At 70.2% G+C, this 19452-nt stretch carries 18 protein-coding genes; all 18 read left to right on the top strand.

Translation table 11 applies throughout. The features are described 5' to 3' along the window. The first annotated feature begins 131 nt into the window (after positions 1 to 131). The 18 genes from thrB (at position 132) to atpA (ending at position 19449) form a co-directional block, all read left to right on the top strand. The gene (gene thrB, locus ACF068_RS00980; RefSeq protein ID WP_392272015.1) at positions 132 to 1049 is read left to right on the top strand and encodes a homoserine kinase; all 918 of its coding nucleotides are present in this window, start codon (positions 132 to 134) and stop codon (positions 1047 to 1049) included. A 381-nt stretch (positions 1050 to 1430) separates the two neighbouring features. Further along, positions 1431 to 3500 (top strand): transcription termination factor Rho, encoded by a 2070-nt coding sequence (gene rho, locus ACF068_RS00975; protein WP_392272014.1) that lies wholly within the window; start codon positions 1431 to 1433, stop codon positions 3498 to 3500. Between the two features lie 310 nt (positions 3501 to 3810). Continuing rightward, complete coding sequence (locus ACF068_RS00970; protein ID WP_392272013.1) at positions 3811 to 5517, top strand: trypsin-like serine protease; 1707 nt, start codon at positions 3811 to 3813, stop codon at positions 5515 to 5517. A 442-nt stretch (positions 5518 to 5959) separates the two neighbouring features. Then, positions 5960 to 6319, top strand: a complete 360-nt coding sequence (locus ACF068_RS00965; RefSeq protein ID WP_392272012.1) for a hypothetical protein — start codon at positions 5960 to 5962, stop codon at positions 6317 to 6319. 254 nt (positions 6320 to 6573) lie between these two features. Further along, entirely contained in the window at positions 6574 to 7671 is a 1098-nt protein-coding gene (locus ACF068_RS00960) for an LCP family protein (RefSeq protein ID WP_392272011.1), read from the top strand. Positions 7672 to 7803: 132 nt separating this feature from the next. After that, a complete protein-coding gene (gene rpmE / locus ACF068_RS00955; RefSeq protein WP_392272010.1) occupies positions 7804 to 8028 on the top strand; it encodes a 50S ribosomal protein L31 in 225 nt (74 codons plus the stop codon). Between the two features lie 105 nt (positions 8029 to 8133). After that, positions 8134 to 9213: a peptide chain release factor 1 gene (prfA, locus tag ACF068_RS00950; RefSeq protein WP_392272009.1), complete on the top strand. Its 1080-nt coding sequence runs from the start codon at positions 8134 to 8136 to the stop codon at positions 9211 to 9213. A gap of 32 nt (positions 9214 to 9245) precedes the next feature. Then, positions 9246 to 10127 (top strand): peptide chain release factor N(5)-glutamine methyltransferase, encoded by an 882-nt coding sequence (gene prmC / locus ACF068_RS00945; RefSeq protein ID WP_179166411.1) that lies wholly within the window; start codon positions 9246 to 9248, stop codon positions 10125 to 10127. A 29-nt stretch (positions 10128 to 10156) separates the two neighbouring features. Further along, entirely contained in the window at positions 10157 to 10804 is a 648-nt protein-coding gene (locus ACF068_RS00940) for an L-threonylcarbamoyladenylate synthase (protein ID WP_392272667.1), read from the top strand. Beyond that, entirely contained in the window at positions 10801 to 11439 is a 639-nt protein-coding gene (locus tag ACF068_RS00935) for a protein-tyrosine-phosphatase (protein WP_392272008.1), read from the top strand. Before ACF068_RS00940 ends, ACF068_RS00935 begins: the two co-directional genes overlap by 4 nt. Before the next feature lie 132 nt (positions 11440 to 11571). Further along, a complete protein-coding gene (gene glyA, locus ACF068_RS00930) occupies positions 11572 to 12846 on the top strand; it encodes a serine hydroxymethyltransferase (RefSeq protein WP_392272007.1) in 1275 nt (424 codons plus the stop codon). A 106-nt stretch (positions 12847 to 12952) separates the two neighbouring features. Next, on the top strand, positions 12953 to 14269 hold the full coding sequence (locus tag ACF068_RS00925) for an MraY family glycosyltransferase (protein ID WP_392272006.1): 1317 nt from the start codon (positions 12953 to 12955) through the stop codon (positions 14267 to 14269). A gap of 262 nt (positions 14270 to 14531) precedes the next feature. Then, positions 14532 to 14969: a hypothetical protein gene (locus ACF068_RS00920; protein ID WP_392272005.1), complete on the top strand. Its 438-nt coding sequence runs from the start codon at positions 14532 to 14534 to the stop codon at positions 14967 to 14969. 225 nt (positions 14970 to 15194) lie between these two features. Continuing rightward, positions 15195 to 16004 (top strand): F0F1 ATP synthase subunit A, encoded by an 810-nt coding sequence (gene atpB, locus ACF068_RS00915; RefSeq protein ID WP_392272004.1) that lies wholly within the window; start codon positions 15195 to 15197, stop codon positions 16002 to 16004. Between the two features lie 87 nt (positions 16005 to 16091). After that, positions 16092 to 16325, top strand: coding sequence for an ATP synthase F0 subunit C (gene atpE / locus ACF068_RS00910; protein ID WP_010474382.1), 234 nt, complete (start codon positions 16092 to 16094; stop codon positions 16323 to 16325). A 41-nt stretch (positions 16326 to 16366) separates the two neighbouring features. Continuing rightward, on the top strand, positions 16367 to 16912 hold the full coding sequence (locus tag ACF068_RS00905) for a F0F1 ATP synthase subunit B (protein WP_392272003.1): 546 nt from the start codon (positions 16367 to 16369) through the stop codon (positions 16910 to 16912). Further along, positions 16909 to 17724, top strand: coding sequence for a F0F1 ATP synthase subunit delta (locus tag ACF068_RS00900; RefSeq protein WP_392272002.1), 816 nt, complete (start codon positions 16909 to 16911; stop codon positions 17722 to 17724). Before ACF068_RS00905 ends, ACF068_RS00900 begins: the two co-directional genes overlap by 4 nt. A gap of 126 nt (positions 17725 to 17850) precedes the next feature. Then, positions 17851 to 19449 (top strand): F0F1 ATP synthase subunit alpha, encoded by a 1599-nt coding sequence (gene atpA, locus ACF068_RS00895; protein ID WP_392272001.1) that lies wholly within the window; start codon positions 17851 to 17853, stop codon positions 19447 to 19449. Positions 19450 to 19452: the final 3 nt, after the last annotated feature.

Below are 19452 nucleotides of genomic sequence, written 5' to 3'. Positions count from 1 at the left end.
TTGATGCCGCTGCGGCCCACGGGTCTTCGTACTCCTCGCACCACCCCCGTACCCCCTGTAGAACCACGACCCCCCGACCTCGCACAACACGCGACAACCACGTCGTCAGATCCAAGGAGAGTCATCGAGCGATGGCCGGTCCCGCGTTCCGCGCCGCCGCCGTCCGGGTGCGCGTTCCCGCCACCAGCGCCAACCTCGGCCCGGGCTTCGACGCCCTCGGCCTGTCGCTGGGGCTGTACGACGACGTCGTCGTCCGGGTCGCCGACTCCGGGCTGCACATCGACATCGCCGGAGAGGGCGCCGAGACCCTCCCGCGCGACGAGAGCCATCTGCTCGTACGCTCCATGCGCACGGCCTTCGACCTGCTCGGCGGCCAGCCGCGCGGCCTGGAGGTCGTCTGCGCGAACCGCATCCCGCACGGCCGGGGCCTCGGCTCCTCCTCCGCCGCCATCTGCGCCGGCATCGTCGCCGCCCGCGCCGTGACCATAGGCGGCGACGCCAGGCTCGACGACGCGGCGCTGCTGGAGCTCGCCACCGAGATCGAGGGCCACCCGGACAACGTGGCCGCCTGTCTGCTCGGCGGTTTCACGCTCGCCTGGATGGAGGGCGGCGCCGCCCGGGCGATCAGGATGAACCCGTCGGATTCCATCGTTCCGGTGGTTTTCGTCCCCGCGAAGCCCGTCCTCACCGAGACCGCCCGCGGCCTGCTGCCGCGCACCGTCCCCCACGTGGACGCCGCGGTCAACGCCGGCCGTGCCGCGCTGCTCGTCGAGGCCCTGACCAGGCGCCCCGAGCTGCTGCTGGCCGCCACCGAGGACCGCCTCCACCAGGAGTACCGGGCTCCCGCGATGCCGGAGAGCATCGCACTTGTGAACCGACTGCGCGCGGACGGCGTTCCCGCGGTCATCTCCGGTGCGGGTCCCACGGTGCTCGCGCTGGCCGAGGGCGGCGCGGCGGACAAGGTCGCGCGGCTGGCGGGCGAGGGCTGGGCGGCCAACCGGCTGGCCCTCGACGCCTCGGGCGCGAGCGTCCTGCCGCTCGCCCCGTAGTACACGGTTGCCGGTGTTGGAGAGGGGGAATGTTTGTTGGAGCCGGTAGTGTTAACCTCGAGTCTGCACCCGACGTCTTTGTGGCGTGGTGCTGAGTGTCCCCATCCGGGACCACCATTCTTCCGGGAGCCTCCTCCACTGCCTGAGCAGCCTGCCTGAGCAGTTTCGAGCACGCTCCGGAACCGGCGCGCGACACCCCTCGCTTTTCCCAGGAGCGGGCCGAGCAGGGGGCCTCGGGCCGGACCCAAGCACGTTCCTCTTCTCCGCCGTACCCGGCGGGACCACCGCCCCGACTCGGTCCACCGATCAAGGACCGCTGTCGGACAGCACAACCGGTCGCCGAGCCAGAAGGCCGACGTCCGCTCCAGGGAAGGACCCTTCGTGAGCGACACCACCGATCTGATGGGCGTGACTGCCGACAACAGTGTCGACACCGCCGCGCCCGCCGCAGGTGCTGCCACTGGCACCACGTCACGGCGCCGCCGCTCCGGCACCGGCCTCGACGGCATGGTCCTGGCCGAGCTGCAGCAGGTCGCGTCCGGCCTCGGCATCAGGGGCACCGCGCGCATGCGCAAGAGCCAGCTGATCGAGGTCATCAAGGAGGCGCAGGCCGGAGGCGGTGCCTCCGCGCCCAAGACCGCCGACGCGGCAGGTGCCGCCGAGACGAAGCCCAAGCGTCGCGCCACCTCCAAGGCCCGCACGGGCGAGGACGCCTCCGGCAAGGCCGACAAGGCCGCCGAGAAGGCCGACAAGGCCGTGGCGCAGCAGCAGATCGAGATCCCCGGCCAGCCCTCCCCGAAGCTTTCGGCCCCGGCCGAGCAGGGCGGCGCCTCCGGTGACGACCAGCCCGCCGGCGAGCGCCGCCGCCGTCGCGCCACCGCCCCCGCCGGCAGCCCCGAGGGCGACGTCCGGACCGAGGTCCGCGCCGACGTCCGTACGGAGGCGAAGACCGACACCCGGGCCGACGGCCAGCCCGAGACCAAGGGCGACGCGTCCGCCGACACCGCCGAGGGCAGCCGCCGCGACCGCCAGCGCGACCGCGGCGACCGCGGCGAGCGTGGTGACCGCGGCGAACGCCGGGACCGCCAGCGTGACCGTCAGCGGGACCGCGGCGGCAAGGGCGACGACCAGCAGGGCGGCGGCCAGCGTCAGCAGCGCCAGGGCGGCCAGCAGGGCGGCCAGACCGGCCCGCAGGACGACTTCGACGACGAGGGCGGCCGCCGCGGCCGCCGTGGCCGCTACCGCGACCGTCGTGGCCGCCGTGGCCGCGACGACTTCCAGGCCGGCGAGCCGCAGGTCTCCGAGGACGACGTCCTGATCCCGGTCGCGGGCATCCTGGACATCCTCGACAACTACGCGTTCATCCGGACCTCCGGCTACCTGCCCGGCCCGAACGACGTGTACGTCTCCCTCGCCCAGGTCCGCAAGAACGGCCTGCGCAAGGGTGACCACATCACCGGCGCCGTACGCCAGCCGAAGGAGGGCGAGCGCCGCGAGAAGTTCAACGCGCTGGTCCGTCTGGACTCGGCCAACGGCATGGCCGCCGACTCCGGCCGGGGCCGCCCCGAGTTCAACAAGCTGACCCCGCTCTACCCGCAGGACCGTCTCCGTCTGGAGACCGACCCGGGTGTGCTGACCACGCGGATCATCGACCTCGTGTCGCCGATCGGCAAGGGGCAGCGAGGCCTGATCGTGGCCCCGCCGAAGACCGGCAAGACCATGATCATGCAGGCGGTCGCCAACGCGATCACCACGAACAACCCCGAGTGCCACCTGATGGTCGTCCTCGTCGACGAGCGTCCGGAAGAGGTCACCGACATGCAGCGGTCGGTCAAGGGCGAGGTCATCTCCTCGACCTTCGACCGTCCGGCCGAGGACCACACCACCGTCGCCGAGCTGGCCATCGAGCGCGCCAAGCGCCTGGTGGAGCTGGGTCACGACGTGGTCGTCCTGCTCGACTCGATCACCCGCCTGGGCCGCGCGTACAACCTCGCGGCGCCCGCCTCCGGCCGCATCCTCTCCGGTGGTGTCGACTCGACCGCGCTCTACCCGCCGAAGCGCTTCTTCGGTGCCGCGCGCAACATCGAGGACGGCGGCTCGCTGACCATCCTGGCCACCGCGCTGGTCGACACCGGCTCGCGCATGGACGAGGTGATCTTCGAGGAGTTCAAGGGCACCGGCAACATGGAGCTCAAGCTCGACCGGAAGCTCGCCGACAAGCGCATCTTCCCGGCGGTGGACGTCGACGCGTCCGGCACCCGCAAGGAGGAGATCCTGCTGGGCAGCGACGAGCTCGCCATCGTCTGGAAGCTGCGCCGGGTGCTGCATGCGCTCGACCAGCAGCAGGCGATCGAGCTGCTGCTCGACAAGATGAAGCAGACGAAGTCGAACGCCGAATTCCTGCTCCAGATCCAGAAGACGACCCCGTCGTCCGGCAACAGCAACGACTGACGCCGCCTCAGGAGGCCCTCCCGGTCACTTCGGTGACGGGGAGGGCCTTTTTCACGCCTTTTCACGGGATTCTCACCCGCCGCTGGTCAACCAACACTTGACAGGCGTAGCATCCTCCCATCGACGTGGGGGGATTCCGCCGCGCAGTCCGAGCCGAGGCCAGGGGGGTTTTCCGGCTCACTGCCCGTGTCGCAGTCACGCCCCGCCACCGTCATGGATTCTTCCGGCGTTGCGGTCGCGCTCCGCCGGGTCGACCCAAGGGGTTTACTCAGTGCAGATAGGCACGCGCGGCGGCCGTCACCGGCGCCGTATGACACTGGCACTGCCGGCCGCCGCCGCAGTCGTCGCCCTGGTGGGGGCCGGTATCGCCGTCACGAACTCCGACTCGGCGGAAGCAGGCGAGGCGCCTCGCATCAGCGCGCTGCCGTCGCAGTCGGACACGGTTCCGCAGGAGGAACTGGCCCAGCGCGCGGCCGACGCGATGGCGGCCGACGCCAAGAGCCCGCGATCCCTGGTGAAGCAGCCGGACGCCTCCGTGGAGAGCGCGCCCAGCGCCCGCATCATCGGCGGGCAGGAGACCTCCATCTCCACCGCGCCGTGGATGGCGCAGCTGCACTTCAAGGACAGCACCGGCGCCGGCTACTTCTGCGGCGGTGCCGTGATCGCCCCGACCAAGGTCCTCACCGCGGCCCACTGCGTCAAGGGCATCAAGTGGTACGCGGTCGGCAGCATCATCGTGGGCACCGACCAGTTGCCGACGGGTACGGACCTCCACGGAGGCAAGGCGTACAACGTCAGCCGCCAGTGGCACCACCCGTCGTACAACGAGTACACGCTCGACAACGACGTGGCCGTCCTGACCTTGGCCGCCCCCACCACCGTCAAGCCGCTGCCGCTGGCGCAGCCGACGGACTCCGCGCTCTACCAGGCCGGTCTGGACGGCAAGGTGTACGGCTGGGGCCGCACCAGCTCCACGGAGCCCAACAGCGCCTCGCAGACCCTGAAGGTCGCGGACGCCGACGTCGTGTCCGACACGAACTGCGCAACCGCCTACAGCGAGGGCTTCGTCAGGGGCCACATGCTGTGCGCCGGTGCCGCGCCGACCGGCAGTGACGCGACGAGCGAGACCACCTGCAACGGTGACTCCGGCGGCCCCCTCGTGGTGGGCGGCAAGCTGGTCGGCGTCGTCTCCTGGGGTGATGTCGACTGCTCCGCACAGGGCAAGTACGGCGTCTACGCGAAGGTCTCCACCTACTCGGCGCCGGTCCAGGCGCGTGTCGCCGACTCCAACCTGAGCGGCGACCACACCGCCGACCTGCTGGCACGACGTGCGTCGGACGGCACGCTGTTCGGCTGGACCTCGAAGGTCACCTCGCTGAGCCGGACCTACAACCTCGGCAAGCCCACCGGCGTGAACATGATCACGCAGGACGACCTCAACCGAGACGGTCTTCAGGACCTGCTCTACCGGTTCAGTGACGGTGAGGTCTACTGGTCGTACAGCGACACCGCCGACCCCAAGCTCATCGCCAAGGGCTGGAGCAAGCACAAGGCCATCCTGCTCCCCGGTGACGTCACGGGCGACGAGCTGCCCGACATGATCGCCGTCGACTCGACCGGCACCATGCGCATCTACCCCGGCAAGGGCAATGGCGCCTTCGCCGCCCCCGTCGCCGTGGGCTCGGGCTGGGGCTCCTACACGATGGTCCGCGGCCACGGCGACTTCACCAACGACGGCAAGGCGGACATCTTCGCCCGCGCGAAGGACGGCAAGACCTACCTCTACAAGGGCACCGGCGTCGCCACCAAGCCGTGGGCCGCGCCCGTCCTCGTCGGGGCCTTCGGCTCCATGAACGCGCTCGCCACCACCGGTGACGTCAACAGCGACGGCGTCGCCGACGTCCTCGCCCGCGACACGGCCGGCAAGCTCTGGCTGTACCCGGGCAACGGCAGGGGCGGTTTCCTCGCCCGCAAGGACTTCGGCACCGGCTGGCAGGCGTACAACCTGTTCGGCTGACGTCCGGCGCGCCCTTTCCCGGTCGGTGCCCATCGCCTCCCAGGCGGTGGGCACCTTCCGTTTTCCCGGGGAAGCTCAATAAGCGCTCAGATCTTGCACGAGACCCACCACCGAGCCGATGAATGGTGCTTCCATGTGCCTGAGCCCGGCATGATCGTCACGCATTCCGTGCGCGAGATGCCGCCCCGGTGATGCGAGCCGGGGGAACGAACAACGGGGGATGAGAATGAGTCTTCGGCCGTCCGCGGGGGTGCGGTTCGCCCGTCCTGGCATCGCGTGCCTCCTGGCCCTGTCGTGCCTTGTGGCCGCGGGCTGTGCCGGGGGACCGGAGAAGGCGCCCGGGACGCTCACCGGTAGGGCTCTCGACGGGGGGAACCACTCCTCGGGAACCGTCGGGTACGAGCACGCCGCCGTCGGGGACGTTTTCTGGTACGCGATTCCCGTGCCCACCAACATGTCCGACGACGACGTGGAAATCGTGGGGGCGGAAATCCTGGACGTCCCCGGCGGTGTGGAAATCGACCGGTACGGCGCCTACAGCCTGGACGACACCGACGGTATTCCTCTGCTCGTCAAGGAGGGCGACCCGCATTCCCCCCGCTTCCGTGAGCTGAGGGACCACTCCCCCCGGGGCTTCACGGTGCAGGCTAAGACGGTCAGCGAGGTCGTCTACATGGCCCAGCTCCGGATCACCGGCCCCGTGCGGCGGGACGCGACGTCGTGCAGGTACGACTACCGGCAGGGCGACTGGCGGTTCAGCCAGACCCTCAGGTGCTCCTTCGCCCTGCGCCTGAAGGCGTGACACCCCGGTCCGGTGGGATCTCCGTCACGCCGTGGCGGGGGTCGGGGCCGTCCGCGTCCTGCTGAGCGGGGCGGCGAAACCGCTGGTCGGTGGGCGTCCGGGTGCGCCGGGCGGCCGTGCGGCACGCGCGGGGCGCCCTGAGGGGCCTTTTACCCGGCCGTGCAACCCTTTGGGCCGCTTCCCCGTCTGACAGGCCACACAGTGCCTGATCACCACAGCTGGGGGTAGCGGAACCAGCGAGGACTGAGGAGAACATGGCCGAGCAGGGCAGCAGGACCAGCCGAATACGCGCCACCGGACGCCGCCGCATCCAGCGGGGCAAGGGACGCAAGGCGTTCACCGTCGCCGCCTGGTCCGCCGCCGGGCTGGTCGCGGTGGGCGGGTGCGGGTTCGGGTACGTGTACTTCACGCTCAACGGCAACATCGAGAGCGTCGACATCAACGCCCAGTTGCGTGACGACGAGCGCCCGCAGGACGTCGACAACGGCTCCGTGGACATCCTGGTCCTGGGCTCCGACTCCCGCTCCGGCGCCAACGGCGCGTACGGCAGGGACGAGGGCGCCGCCCGCTCCGACACCGCGATGGTCCTGCACCTGTACGAGGGCCACAAGAAGGCCAGCGTCGTCTCCCTGCCCCGCGACACGATCGTCGAGCGCCCCGACTGCACCGACAAGTCCGGCGCGAAGGTGGCCGGCCGGCACAAGGCCATGTTCAACACGGCGTACGAGGTCGGCGGCCCGGCCTGCGCGGTGAAGACGGTCGAGAAGATGTCCGGCATCCGCATGGACCACTACATCGAGGTCGACTTCACCGGCTTCAAGAAGCTGATCGACGAGCTCGGCGGCGTGGAGATCACCACCACCCGGCCGATCGACGACAAGAGCAGCCACCTCGCCCTCCCCGCCGGCACCCACACCCTCGGCGGCGAGCAGGCCCTCGGCCTCGTACGCACCCGCAAGGGCGTCGGCGACGGCAGCGACCTCGGGCGCATACAGCTCCAGCAGGCGTTCATGAAGGCCTTCATCGAGCAGGCCAAGAGCGTCGGCGTCTTCAGCAGCCCCAAGAAGCTGTGGAACCTCGCCGACACCGCCACCAAGGCGATCACGCCCGACTCCGAGCTCGACTCCGTCAAGGAGCTCGCCGACTTCGCGGGCGGCCTGGGGCAGCTCGGCGCCGACGACGTCCACATGGTCACGCTCCCGGTCCAGTACGACCCCGCCGACCTCAACCGCGTCATCCCCCTCCAGGCCCAGTCCCAGCAGGTCTGGGCGGCCCTCAAGGCGGACCGGCCGATCCCCGCCGCCGCCACCGCGGACACCGCGAAGGGGCAGGCCGACGGGCTGGTCAGATAGCCCGGAATAGATCCGGGCACCCCCTGGTTTTGGGAGATACGGCCGGTCCTGGCAGACTGGTACGTCGGCCCCGGTTCACGCACGCGCAGCCCGCGCGGGCGACCCGGCGCCCTCCCGAAACTAGGAGACACCTTGAAGCGCGACATCCACCCCGAGTACGTCGAGACGCAGGTCAGCTGCACCTGTGGCGCGTCGTTCACCACCCGTAGCACGATCCAGGGCGGCACCATCCGTGCCGAGGTCTGCTCCGAGTGCCACCCGTTCTACACGGGCAAGCAGAAGATCCTCGACACCGGTGGCCGTGTGGCCCGCTTCGAGGCCCGCTTCGGCAAGAAGGCTGCCGGCTCCTCCAAGTAGCGAGCCACTGCGCCGGTCTCCGGTCGCCCCGCGTCGCCGGGGTGGCCGGGACCGGCGCTTTGCCGTCTTCCACAGCAGCCACATCCGCGAAACCAGGAGCCCCCGATGTTCGAGGCGGTCGAGGAACTGATCGGCGAGCACGCCGATCTCGAGAAGAAGCTTGCCGACCCTTCGGTCCACGCCGATCAGGCCAACGCCCGCAAGCTCAACAAGCGCTACGCCGAGCTGACCCCGATCGTCGGCACGTACCGCTCCTGGAAGCAGACCGGCGAGGACATCGAGACCGCCCGCGAGTACGCGCAGGTGGACCCCGACTTCGCCGCCGAGGTCAAGGATCTGGAGAAGCAGCGCGAGGAGCTGACCGACAAGCTGCGGCTGCTGCTCGTCCCGCGCGACCCCAGCGACGACAAGGACGTCATCCTGGAGATCAAGGCGGGCGCGGGCGGCGACGAGTCCGCCCTGTTCGCCGGTGACCTGCTGCGCATGTACCTCCGGTACGCCGAGCGCGTCGGCTGGAAGACCGAGATCATCGACGCCACCGAGTCCGAGCTCGGCGGCTACAAGGACGTCCAGGTCGCCGTGAAGACCAAGGGCGGCCAGGGCGCGACCGAGCCCGGCCAGGGTGTCTGGGCCCGCCTGAAGTACGAGGGCGGCGTGCACCGCGTGCAGCGCGTGCCGGCCACCGAGTCGCAGGGCCGCATCCACACCTCCGCCGCCGGTGTCCTCGTGACGCCCGAGGCCGAGGAGATCGACGTCGAGATCCACGCCAACGACCTGCGCATCGACGTGTACCGGTCCTCCGGCCCCGGCGGCCAGTCCGTCAACACCACCGACTCCGCCGTACGCATCACCCACCTGCCGACCGGCATCGTCGCCTCCTGCCAGAACGAGAAGAGCCAGCTCCAGAACAAGGAGCAGGCCATGCGTATCCTGCGGTCCAGGCTGCTCGCCGCGGCCCAGGAGGAGGCGGAGAAGAACGCCGCCGACGCGCGCCGCAGCCAGGTGCGCACCGTCGACCGGTCCGAGAAGATCCGGACGTACAACTTCCCGGAAAACCGGATCTCGGACCACCGCGTCGGCTTCAAGGCGTACAACTTGGACCAGGTGCTCGACGGGGAGCTCGACGCGGTGATCCAGGCGTGTGTCGACGCCGACTCCGCCGCCAAGCTCGCCGCCGCCCAGTAAGACCCGACACCCGCACAGCCCGGAGGACCAGCGTGCAGCAACATTTTGGGGGGCGACCCCCAAGCCCCCGCAGTGTGCTGCTTGCCGAGGTGGCCCAGGCCACCCAGCGGCTGGCCGACGCCGGCGTGCCGTCACCCCGCTTCGACGCCGAGGAGCTCGCCGCGTTCGTGCACGGCGTCAAGCGGGGGGAACTGCACAACGTCAAGGACGCGGACTTCGACGCCCGCTACTGGGAGGCCATCGCGCGCCGGGAGGCCCGCGAGCCGCTCCAGCACATCACCGGGCGGGCGTTCTTCCGGTACCTGGAGCTCCAGGTCGGACCCGGCGTCTTCGTGCCGCGCCCCGAGACCGAGTCGGTCGTCGGGTGGGCCATAGACGCCGTACGGGCGATGGACGTCGTCGAACCGCTGATCGTCGATCTCTGCTCCGGCTCCGGCGCCATCGCGCTCGCCATGGCCCAGGAGGTGCCGCGCTCCCGCGTGCACGCCGTGGAGCTGTCCGAGGACGCCCTGGTGTGGACGCGCAAGAACGCCGAGGGATCCAGGGTCACCGTCCACCAGGGCGACGCCCTGACGGCCCTCCCCGAGCTGGACGGCCAGGTCGACCTGGTCATCTCCAACCCCCCGTACATCCCCCTCACCGAGTGGGAGTACGTCGCGCCCGAGGCCCGCGACCACGACCCGGAGATGGCGCTCTTCTCCGGCGAGGACGGCCTCGACACCATCCGCGGCATCGAGCGCACCGCCCACCGTCTGCTGCGCCCCGGCGGCCTCGTCGTCGTCGAGCACGCCGACACCCAGGGCGGCCAGGTGCCGTGGATCTTCAACGAGGAGGCCGGCTGGGCGGACGCCGCCGACCACCCCGACCTGAACAACCGCCCGCGCTTCGCGACCGCGCGCAAGGCGACCCCATGACGAAGCACGTGTACGAGGAGGCCCGCACCATGGCTCGGCGATACGACTGCAACGACGCGACCGACCGCACGACCGGCCTCCGTGAGGCCGCGTCCGCCGTCCGCCGCGGCGAGCTCGTCGTGCTGCCCACCGACACCGTGTACGGGATCGGTGCGGACGCCTTCAGCGCGGAGGCCGTCGCCGACCTGCTGGAGGCCAAGGGACGCGGCCGCAACATGCCCACGCCCGTCCTGATCGGCTCCCCGAACACGCTGCACGGCCTGGTCACGGACTTCTCCGAGCAGGCCTGGGAGCTCGTCGACGCCTTCTGGCCGGGGGCCCTGACGCTGGTCGCCACGCACCAGCCGTCGCTCCAGTGGGACCTCGGCGACACCCGCGGCACCGTGGCCGTCCGCATGCCCCTGCACCCGGTCGCCATCGAGCTGCTCACCGAGGTCGGCCCGATGGCCGTCTCGTCCGCCAACCTCACCGGCCACCCGGCGCCCGAGGACTGCGACGCCGCGCAGGGCATGCTCGGCGACTCCGTGTCGGTGTACCTGGACGGCGGCCCGACGCCCGGCATCGTCCCGTCGTCGATCGTCGACGTCACCGGCAAGGTCCCGGTCCTGCTGCGCGCCGGCGCCCTGTCCGTCGACGAGCTGCGCAAGGTGGTACCCGACCTCGAGGTGGCCAATTGACCGCCCCTGAGGGGCGTGGCATAGGCACGGACCACTCGTTCCGCATCCTCCACGTCAGCACCGGCAACGTCTGCCGCTCGCCGATCACCGAGCGGCTGACCCGCCATGCCCTGTGCGACCGCCTGGGCGACCCCCTGGGCGGCGGCCTGATCGTGGAGAGCGCCGGCACCTGGGGCCACGAGGGTGCCCCCATGGAGGCCAACGCCGAGCTCGTCCTCGCCGACTTCGGCGCGGACGCGAGCGGCTTCGTCGGCCGCGAGCTGCTCGACGAGCACGTCATCCGCGCCGACCTGGTGCTGACGGCGACCCGCGACCACCGCGCCCAGGTCATCTCGATGGGCCATTCGGCCGGGCTGCGCACGTTCACGCTGAAGGAGTTCACCCGGCTCGTACGGGCGATAGATCCGGCCACCCTGCCCGACCCCCTGAGCGACGGCATGGCCGAGCGCGCCCGCGCCCTGGTCCGCGCCGCCGCCGCGCTGCGCGGGTGGCTCCTGGCGCCCAGCGCGGAAGCCGACGAGGTCAACGACCCGTACGGCGCGCCCATCACGTTCTTCCGCTCCATCGGCGACGAGATCCAGCAGGCCCTGGACCCGGTCGTCACCGCCCTGACGGGCGTCCCCACCCGCCGGTAGCCGCGCCCCGGCGCCGGGCCCGCCCGGGACCCGCGGCCCTGACGGGGGAACCGGGGCGGCGCCGGCGGGGCGCGGGGGGCGGGGCGGGCCTACATTGGGTGTGACGGGGCCCGCCCACGCCTGGAGCCACTGATGCCGGTCACCGCTGCTGCCGCCGATGTGCGCGCGTCGAACGCGTACGGGGCGGATGCCGACGTCCTGCGACGGCAGGACCCCGAGATCGCCGACGTCCTGGCGGGGGAGGGGCGCCGGCAGGCCGACAGCCTCCAGCTCATCGCCGCCGAGAACTTCGTCTCGCCCGCCGTGCTCGCCGCGCTCGGGTCGCCGCTCGCCAACAAGTACGCCGAGGGCTACCCCGGCGCCCGGTACCACGGCGGCTGCGAGTACGTGGACACCGCCGAACGGATCGCCGTCCAGCGGGCCACCGCGCTCTTCGGGGCCGACCACGCGAACGTGCAGGCCCACTCGGGCTCCTCGGCCGTCCTGGCCGCGTACGCGGCCCTGCTGCGGCCCGGGGACACCGTGCTGGCCATGGGGCTGGCGTACGGGGGGCACCTGACGCACGGATCGACGGCCAACTTCTCCGGCCGCTGGTTCGACTTCGTCCCCTACGGCGTGGACGCCGAGTCCGGGCTCATCGACCACGAGCAGGTGCGGCTGCTGGCGCACGAGCACCGCCCGAAGGCGATCGTGTGTGGCTCGATCTCGTACCCCCGGCACATCGATTACGCCGCGTTCCGGGAGATCGCCGACGAGGTGGGGGCCTGCCTCATCGCCGACGCCGCCCACCCGATCGGACTGGTGGCCGGCGGGGCCGCGCCCAACCCCGTCCCGTACGCCGACGTCGTCTGCGCGACCACGCACAAGGTGCTGCGCGGACCGCGCGGCGGCATGCTGCTGTGCGGCGCCGAGCTCGCCGAGCGCATCGATCGGGCGGTGTTCCCGTTCACGCAGGGCGGCGCCCAGATGCACACCATCGCCGCCAAGGCGGTCGCCTTCGGGGAGGCGGCGACGCCGGCGTTCACCGCGTACGCCCACCAGGTGGTGGCCAACGCGCGCGCCCTCGCCGGCGCGCTCGCCCGCGAGGGCTTCGCCGTCACCACCGGTGGCACCGACACCCATCTGATCACCGCCGACCCGGCGCCCCTGGGCCTCGACGGCCGGATCGCCAGGTCCCGTCTCGCGGCCGCCGGGATCGTGCTGGACACGTGCGCCCTGCCGTACGGGGACGGGCGCGGGATCCGGCTCGGTACGGCCGCGGTGACGACCCAGGGGATGGTGCCGGCCGACATGGAACGGATCGCCGCGCTGTTCACGGCGGCGCTGCGGGAGGACCCGGAAGCGGCCGGGAAGGTCCGGGCCGAGGTGCGGGAACTGGCCGACCGATATCCACCGTATCGGGGGTAGAAGGACAGGCGTGCAACCGCCGGCGGCACCCGTGTGTCCTCAACCATGGGGACGGCAGAGCTAGGGTGTGGGGCTGAGATGGCCAGCGATTCCTGTGGGGCAGCCCGTGCGTGATTACCTGCTGACGCTCTGTGTCACGGCCGCGGTGACCTATCTGCTCACCGGTCCGGTGCGGAAGTTCGCCATCGCGGCCGGCGCGATGCCGGAGATCCGTGCCCGCGACGTGCACCGAGAACCGACACCGAGGCTCGGTGGCATCGCCATGTTCTTCGGGCTGTGCGCGGGACTGCTCGTCGCGGACCACCTGCCCAACCTCAACAGCGTCTTCGAGCTGTCCAACGAGCCGCGCGCGCTGCTCTCCGGTGCCGCCCTGATCTGGCTGATCGGCGTCCTGGACGACAAGTTCGAGATCGACGCCCTGATCAAGCTCGGCGGCCAGATGATCGCCGCGGGCGTCATGGTCATGCAGGGCCTGACGATCCTGTGGCTGCCCATCCCCGGCATCGGCACGGTGGCGCTGACCCAGTGGCAGGGCACGCTCCTGACCGTCGCCCTGGTGGTCATCACCATCAACGCGGTGAACTTCGTGGACGGCCTCGACGGCCTCGCGGCCGGCATGGTGTGCATCGCCGCCGCCGCGTTCTTCCTGTACGCCTACCGGATCTGGTACGGCTTCACGATCGAGGCCGCCGCCCCGGCGACGCTGTTCGCGGTGATCCTCATGGGCATGTGCCTGGGCTTCCTGCCGCACAACATGCACCCGGCGCGGATCTTCATGGGCGACTCCGGCTCGATGCTCATCGGCCTGGTGCTGGCCGCCTCGGCCATCTCCATCACCGGTCAGGTCGACCCGGACGCGCTGAAGATCTTCGAGGGCTCGACCCGCGAGGCCACGCACGCCGCCCTGCCGGTCTTCATCCCGCTGCTGCTGCCGCTGACGATCATCGCGATCCCGATGGCGGACCTGGTGCTGGCGATCGTGCGCCGGACCTGGAACGGCCAGTCGCCGTTCGCCGCCGACCGCGGGCACCTGCACCACCGGCTGCTGGAGATCGGCCACTCGCACAGCCGGGCGGTGCTGATCATGTACTTCTGGTCGGCGCTCATCGCCTTCGGCACCCTCGCGTACTCGGTGCACTCGGCGTCGATGTGGATCGTGCTGCTGATCGTGGCGCTGAGCGCGATCGGGCTGGTGCTCCTGCTGCTGCCGCGGTTCACCCCCCGCGCCCCGCGCTGGGCGGAGGCCTTCGTCCCGCCGCGCTACCGCCGCCGTACGGTGCGGCTGGCGCCGGCCCCGCCCGGGGGGCCGTCGCCCTCGCATGACGAGGAGCGCGTGCCCGTTCCGGCGGGAGTCAACGGGGCGACCGCCCTCAGTGCCCTTCCCGAGCTCCACGACCGGCGGAAGGCCGGAACGCGCGGTTGACGGAGGTCACGGGTCGGGCCATTACCAGACAAACCGGCCCGCTGTCGCGCACACACGCGCGCGGTCACTCTCATGTGTGAGAGTTGGCACACCTCCGGGTAAAGACCTCATCAAATAGTTTGTGATACCGTTCACGAGACCCGGCGACAGAGCCGAAGGACCGTAGTGCGACGGTTCCGCGGCCCCGAGAGCACGCCTCGGACCGGGATTACGCTCGTCCATGACGACACCACTGCCCCCACCAGCAAGCGGAGATGCCGCCATGCCGTCCAACGACGCCCGCACCCTCCTGCACACCGCCGTACCCACCCTTGCCGTCGGCGCGATCGCGACCGCCGTCAGCGGTGTGGTCGCCGGTGGCGAGGGGGCGATCGGCGCGGTCGTCGGGACGCTCGTGGTCGTCCTCTTCATGGGGATCGGGCTGGTGGTGCTCCAGCGGACGGCCAGGACGCTGCCGCAGCTTTTCCAGGCCATGGGGCTGATGCTCTACACGGCCCAGTTGCTGTTGCTCTTCATCTTCCTCGCCTTGCTCAAGAACACCACGCTGTTCGACTTCAAGGCGTTCGCCTTCACGCTGCTCGCGGCGACCGTCGTCTGGGTCGCGGCCCAGGCCCGCGCCTACATGAAGGCCAAGATCCTTTACGTTGAACCCACGTCCGACAAGGGCACGAAGTCCGAGAAGACGGGGCAGTCGACGTGAGGGGTAGGGCCGGGATAAATGCGCGTTCGCGTTGCTGCTATCGTCCGGTGCCAACTGCGGCACTGCGGGCGCGGGCATCCGAGCTGACGCCTGTCCCAGCGCGAGGCTCGACGCCGAACCGCCGCCCCCCCATCCGTAAGACCAGTCCAGTGCCGACCCGCGGCTGCGTGCCGCGCCGACACAACGAGGTTGCCGTACCTATGCGCCACGCTGAAGGAGCCCGCGGTGAGTGCTGACCAGACGCTTGCCTTCGACGCGAGCTGCCACATCTTCACCCCCTGCGGGTTCCCGGCTCCGGGTCTGCACACGTTCCTGTACGAGCCCATCGCCACCATCGGCGGCTTCGAGTTCACGAAGCCGATGCTGCTGGCCCTGCTGGGCTCGATCGCGATCGTCGCATTCTTCTGGGCCGCCTTCGCCAAGCCGAAGCTGGTCCCGGGCAAGCTTCAGATGGTCGGCGAGGCGGGGTACGACTTCGTGCGCCGCGGGATCGTCTACGAGATCATCGGCAAGAAGGACGGCGAGAAGTACGTCCCCTTCATGGTGTCGCTGTTCTTCTTCGTCTGGATCATGAACCTCTGGTCGATCATTCCGCTCGCCCAGTTCCCGGTCACCTCGCTGATCGCCTTCCCGGCCGGCCTCGCCATCATCGTGTACGTGATGTGGGTCAGCCTGACCTTCAAGAAGCACGGCTTCGTCGGCGGCTGGAAGAACATCCTCGGCTACGACAAGTCCCTCGGCGCGATCCTGCCGCTGATCATGCTGCTCGAGTTCTTCTCGAACCTGATCATCCGGCCCTTCACGCACGCGGTGCGACTCTTCGCGAACATGTTCGCCGGTCACCTGCTGATCGTCATGTTCTCCCTGGCGACCTGGTACCTGATGAACGGCCTCGGTTTCGTCTACGCCGGCGCCTCGTTCGTCATGGTCATCATCATGACGGCCTTCGAGCTCTTCATCCAGGCCGTCCAGGCGTACGTCTTCGTGCTCCTGGCCAGCAGCTACGTCCAGGGCGCGCTCTCCGAGCACCACTGAGCGGGCCTCGGCCCAGCCCAACCCCCTACCAACAGACGTCCGGTGGCCAACCCCCACCGGGTCCTTGAAAGAGAAGGAAGAACCGGCATGTCCGCTCTCGAGACTCTCGCCGCTGTCAACGGAAACGTCGCCTCCATCGGCTACGGTCTGGCCGCGATCGGCCCCGGCGTCGGCGTCGGCATCATCTTCGGTAACGGCACCCAGGCCCTCGCCCGTCAGCCCGAGGCGGCCGGCCTGATCCGTACCAACCAGATCATGGGTTTCGCCTTCTGTGAGGCGCTCGCCCTCATCGGCATCGTCATGGGCTTCGTCTACAAGTAAGCCGGACCGACAGCCCAACCCCTTTCACGGAAGGCACTGATGTGAACGCTCTGTTCCTTGCGGCGGCGGAGGAGCCTCAGAACCCTCTGCTCCCGCATCTCGACGAGCTCGTCATCGGCCTGATCGCCTTCGCCATCGTCTTCGGCTTCCTCGCCAAGAAGCTCCTCCCGAACATCAACAAGGTTCTGGAAGAGCGCCGCGAGAAGATCGAGGGCGGTATCGAAGAGGCCGAGGCGGCCAAGATCGAAGCCCAGAGTGTGCTCGAGCAGTACAAGGCTCAGCTCGCCGAGGCCCGCCACGAGGCCGCGCGGCTGCGTCAGGAGGCGCAGGAGCAGGGCACCGCGATCATCCAGGAGATGAAGGCGGAAGGCCAGCGCCAGCGCGAGGAGATCATCGCCGCCGGCCACGCCCAGATCGAGGCCGACCGCAAGGCCGCGGCGACCGCGCTGCGCCAGGACGTGGGCAAGCTCGCCACCGACCTGGCCGGCAAGCTGGTCGGCGAGTCCCTCGAGGACGTCGCCCGCCAGAGCCGCACCATCGACCGCTTCCTCGACGAGCTCGAGGAGAAGGCCGAGGCCGCCCGATGAACGGAGCGAGCCGCGAGGCACTGGCTGCCGCGCGCGAGCGCCTCGACGCGCTGACCGACAACACGTCGGTCGACGTGGCGAAGCTCGCCGGTGAGCTGGCCGCCGTTACCGCGCTGCTCGACCGCGAGGTGTCGCTGCGTCGGGTCCTGACCGACCCGGCGCAGGCCGGTGAGGCCAAGGCCGAGCTGGCCACGCGACTGCTGAGCGGTCAGGTGGGCGGGGAAGCCGTCGACCTGGTCTCCGGCATGGTCCGGTCCCGCTGGTCGTACTCGCGTGACCTCGTCGACTCCCTCGAGGAGCTGGCGAACACCGCGGACCTCACCGCGGCGCAGCAGACCGGCGCGCTCGACGACGTCGAGGACGAGCTGTTCCGGTTCGGCCGGATCGTCTCGTCCAGCACGGAGCTGCGGGCCGCGCTGACCGACAAGGCGGCCACCACGTCCGCCAAGAGCGAGCTGCTGCGCAGCCTGCTCGGCGGCAAGGCGAACCCCGCCACGGAGCGGCTGATCGTCCGTCTCGTGACCCAGCCCCGGGGACGTAGCCTGGAGGCGGGACTCGACTCCCTGTCCAAGCTCGCCGCGGCGCGCCGGGACCGGATGGTCGCGGTCGTCACCTCGGCGGTGCCGCTGAGCGACCAGCAGAAGCAGCGCCTCGGCGCCGTGCTGGCCAAGCTGTACGGCCGCCAGATGCACCTGAACCTGGACGTGGACCCCACGGTCCTCGGCGGGATCTCGGTGCGGGTCGGCGACGAGGTCGTCAACGGCACCGTCGCCAGTCGTCTCGACGAGGCGGCCCGGCGACTCGCCGGCTGACCAGCACAACCCAAAAAGCGTTACCTACGGCCCGGTTGGGCCGTGCAGAGGATGCAGAAGTTCTGGGGGGAGCCCCCAGATCCCCCAAAGATACTTCGGGCCCAACAAGGAGAGCAGGGAACCCAGATGGCGGAGCTCACGATCCGGCCGGAGGAGATCCGGGACGCGCTGGAGAACTTTGTCCAGTCGTACAAGCCGGACGCGGCCTCGCGCGAGGAGGTCGGTACGGTCAGCCTTGCCGGCGACGGCATCGCGAAGGTCGAGGGTCTGCCCTCGACCATGGCGAACGAGCTGCTGAAGTTCGAGGACGGCACCCTCGGCCTCGCCCTCAACCTCGAGGAGCGCGAGATCGGTGCCATTGTCCTCGGTGAGTTCAGCGGCATCGAGGAGGGCCAGCCGGTCACCCGCACCGGCGAGGTCCTGTCCGTCGCTGTCGGCGAGGGCTACCTGGGCCGGGTCGTCGACCCGCTCGGCAACCCGATCGACGGTCTCGGCGAGATCGCGACCGAGGGCCGCCGCGCCCTCGAACTGCAGGCACCCACGGTCATGCAGCGCAAGTCGGTGCACGAGCCGATGGAGACCGGCTACAAGGCCGTCGACGCCATGACCCCGATCGGCCGTGGTCAGCGTCAGCTGATCATCGGTGACCGTCAGACCGGCAAGACCGCCCTGGCCGTCGACACGATCATCAACCAGCGCGACAACTGGCGCTCGGGCGACCCGAAGAAGCAGGTCCGCTGCATCTACGTCGCCATCGGCCAGAAGGGCTCCACCATCGCGTCCGTGCGCGGCGCGCTGGAGGAGGCCGGTGCCCTGGAGTACACGACCATCGTCGCCGCCCCGGCGTCCGACCCGGCCGGCTTCAAGTACCTGGCGCCCTACACCGGCTCCGCCATCGGTCAGCACTGGATGTACCAGGGCAAGCACGTCCTGATCATCTTCGACGACCTGTCGAAGCAGGCCGACGCCTACCGTGCCGTCTCCCTGCTGCTGCGCCGCCCGCCGGGCCGCGAGGCCTACCCGGGTGACGTCTTCTACCTGCACTCGCGTCTGCTGGAGCGCTGCGCCAAGCTCTCCGACGACATGGGCGCCGGCTCGATGACCGGTCTGCCGATCGTCGAGACCAAGGCCAACGACGTCTCGGCGTTCATCCCGACCAACGTCATCTCCATCACCGACGGCCAGTGCTTCCTGGAGTCCGACCTGTTCAACGCCGGCCAGCGTCCGGCCCTGAACGTCGGTATCTCGGTCTCCCGTGTCGGTGGCTCCGCCCAGCACAAGGCGATGCGCCAGGTCTCCGGCCGGCTGCGCGTGGACCTCGCCCAGTTCCGTGAGCTGGAGGCGTTCGCCGCCTTCGGTTCCGACCTGGACGCCGCGTCGAAGGCCTCGCTGGAGCGCGGTAAGCGGATGGTCGAGCTGCTGAAGCAGCCGCAGTACCAGCCGATGCCGACCGAGAACCAGGTCGTCTCCGTCTGGGCCGGCACCACCGGCAAGATGGACGACGTCCCGGTCGCGGACATCCGCCGCTTCGAGACCGAGCTGCTGGACTTCCTTAACCGGGAGCACAAGCCGCTGATGACCTCGATCCGCGAGGGCGCGAAGATGTCGGACGACACCCTCACCGCCGTCGCCGACGCCATCGCCGCGTTCAAGAAGCAGTTCGAGACCTCGGACGGGAAGCTGCTGGCCGAGGACGCCCCGGCCGCCGCCAACGTCTCGAAGTGACGA

Source organism: Streptomyces sp. NPDC016309, from assembly GCF_043077235.1.
Classification (GTDB): domain Bacteria; phylum Actinomycetota; class Actinomycetes; order Streptomycetales; family Streptomycetaceae; genus Streptomyces.
Note: the sequence above shows the minus strand (reverse complement) of the source record. Positions and strands in the feature narration are given on the sequence as shown.

What these genes read in the sequence shown, in the direction of transcription:
- ACF068_RS00900 (WP_392272002.1), top strand. Translation starts at nt 16,909, where the DNA reads ATGAACGGAGCGAGCCGCGAGGCACTGGCTGCCGCGCGCGAGCGCCTC.
- atpA (WP_392272001.1), top strand. Translation starts at nt 17,851, where the DNA reads ATGGCGGAGCTCACGATCCGGCCGGAGGAGATCCGGGACGCGCTGGAG.
- glyA (WP_392272007.1), top strand. Translation starts at nt 11,572, where the DNA reads ATGCCGGTCACCGCTGCTGCCGCCGATGTGCGCGCGTCGAACGCGTAC.
- atpE (WP_010474382.1), top strand. Translation starts at nt 16,092, where the DNA reads ATGTCCGCTCTCGAGACTCTCGCCGCTGTCAACGGAAACGTCGCCTCC.
- thrB (WP_392272015.1), top strand. Translation starts at nt 132, where the DNA reads ATGGCCGGTCCCGCGTTCCGCGCCGCCGCCGTCCGGGTGCGCGTTCCC.
- ACF068_RS00920 (WP_392272005.1), top strand. Translation starts at nt 14,532, where the DNA reads ATGCCGTCCAACGACGCCCGCACCCTCCTGCACACCGCCGTACCCACC.
- prfA (WP_392272009.1), top strand. Translation starts at nt 8,134, where the DNA reads ATGTTCGAGGCGGTCGAGGAACTGATCGGCGAGCACGCCGATCTCGAG.
- ACF068_RS00960 (WP_392272011.1), top strand. Translation starts at nt 6,574, where the DNA reads ATGGCCGAGCAGGGCAGCAGGACCAGCCGAATACGCGCCACCGGACGC.
- ACF068_RS00940 (WP_392272667.1), top strand. Translation starts at nt 10,157, where the DNA reads ATGGCTCGGCGATACGACTGCAACGACGCGACCGACCGCACGACCGGC.
- ACF068_RS00970 (WP_392272013.1), top strand. Translation starts at nt 3,811, where the DNA reads ATGACACTGGCACTGCCGGCCGCCGCCGCAGTCGTCGCCCTGGTGGGG.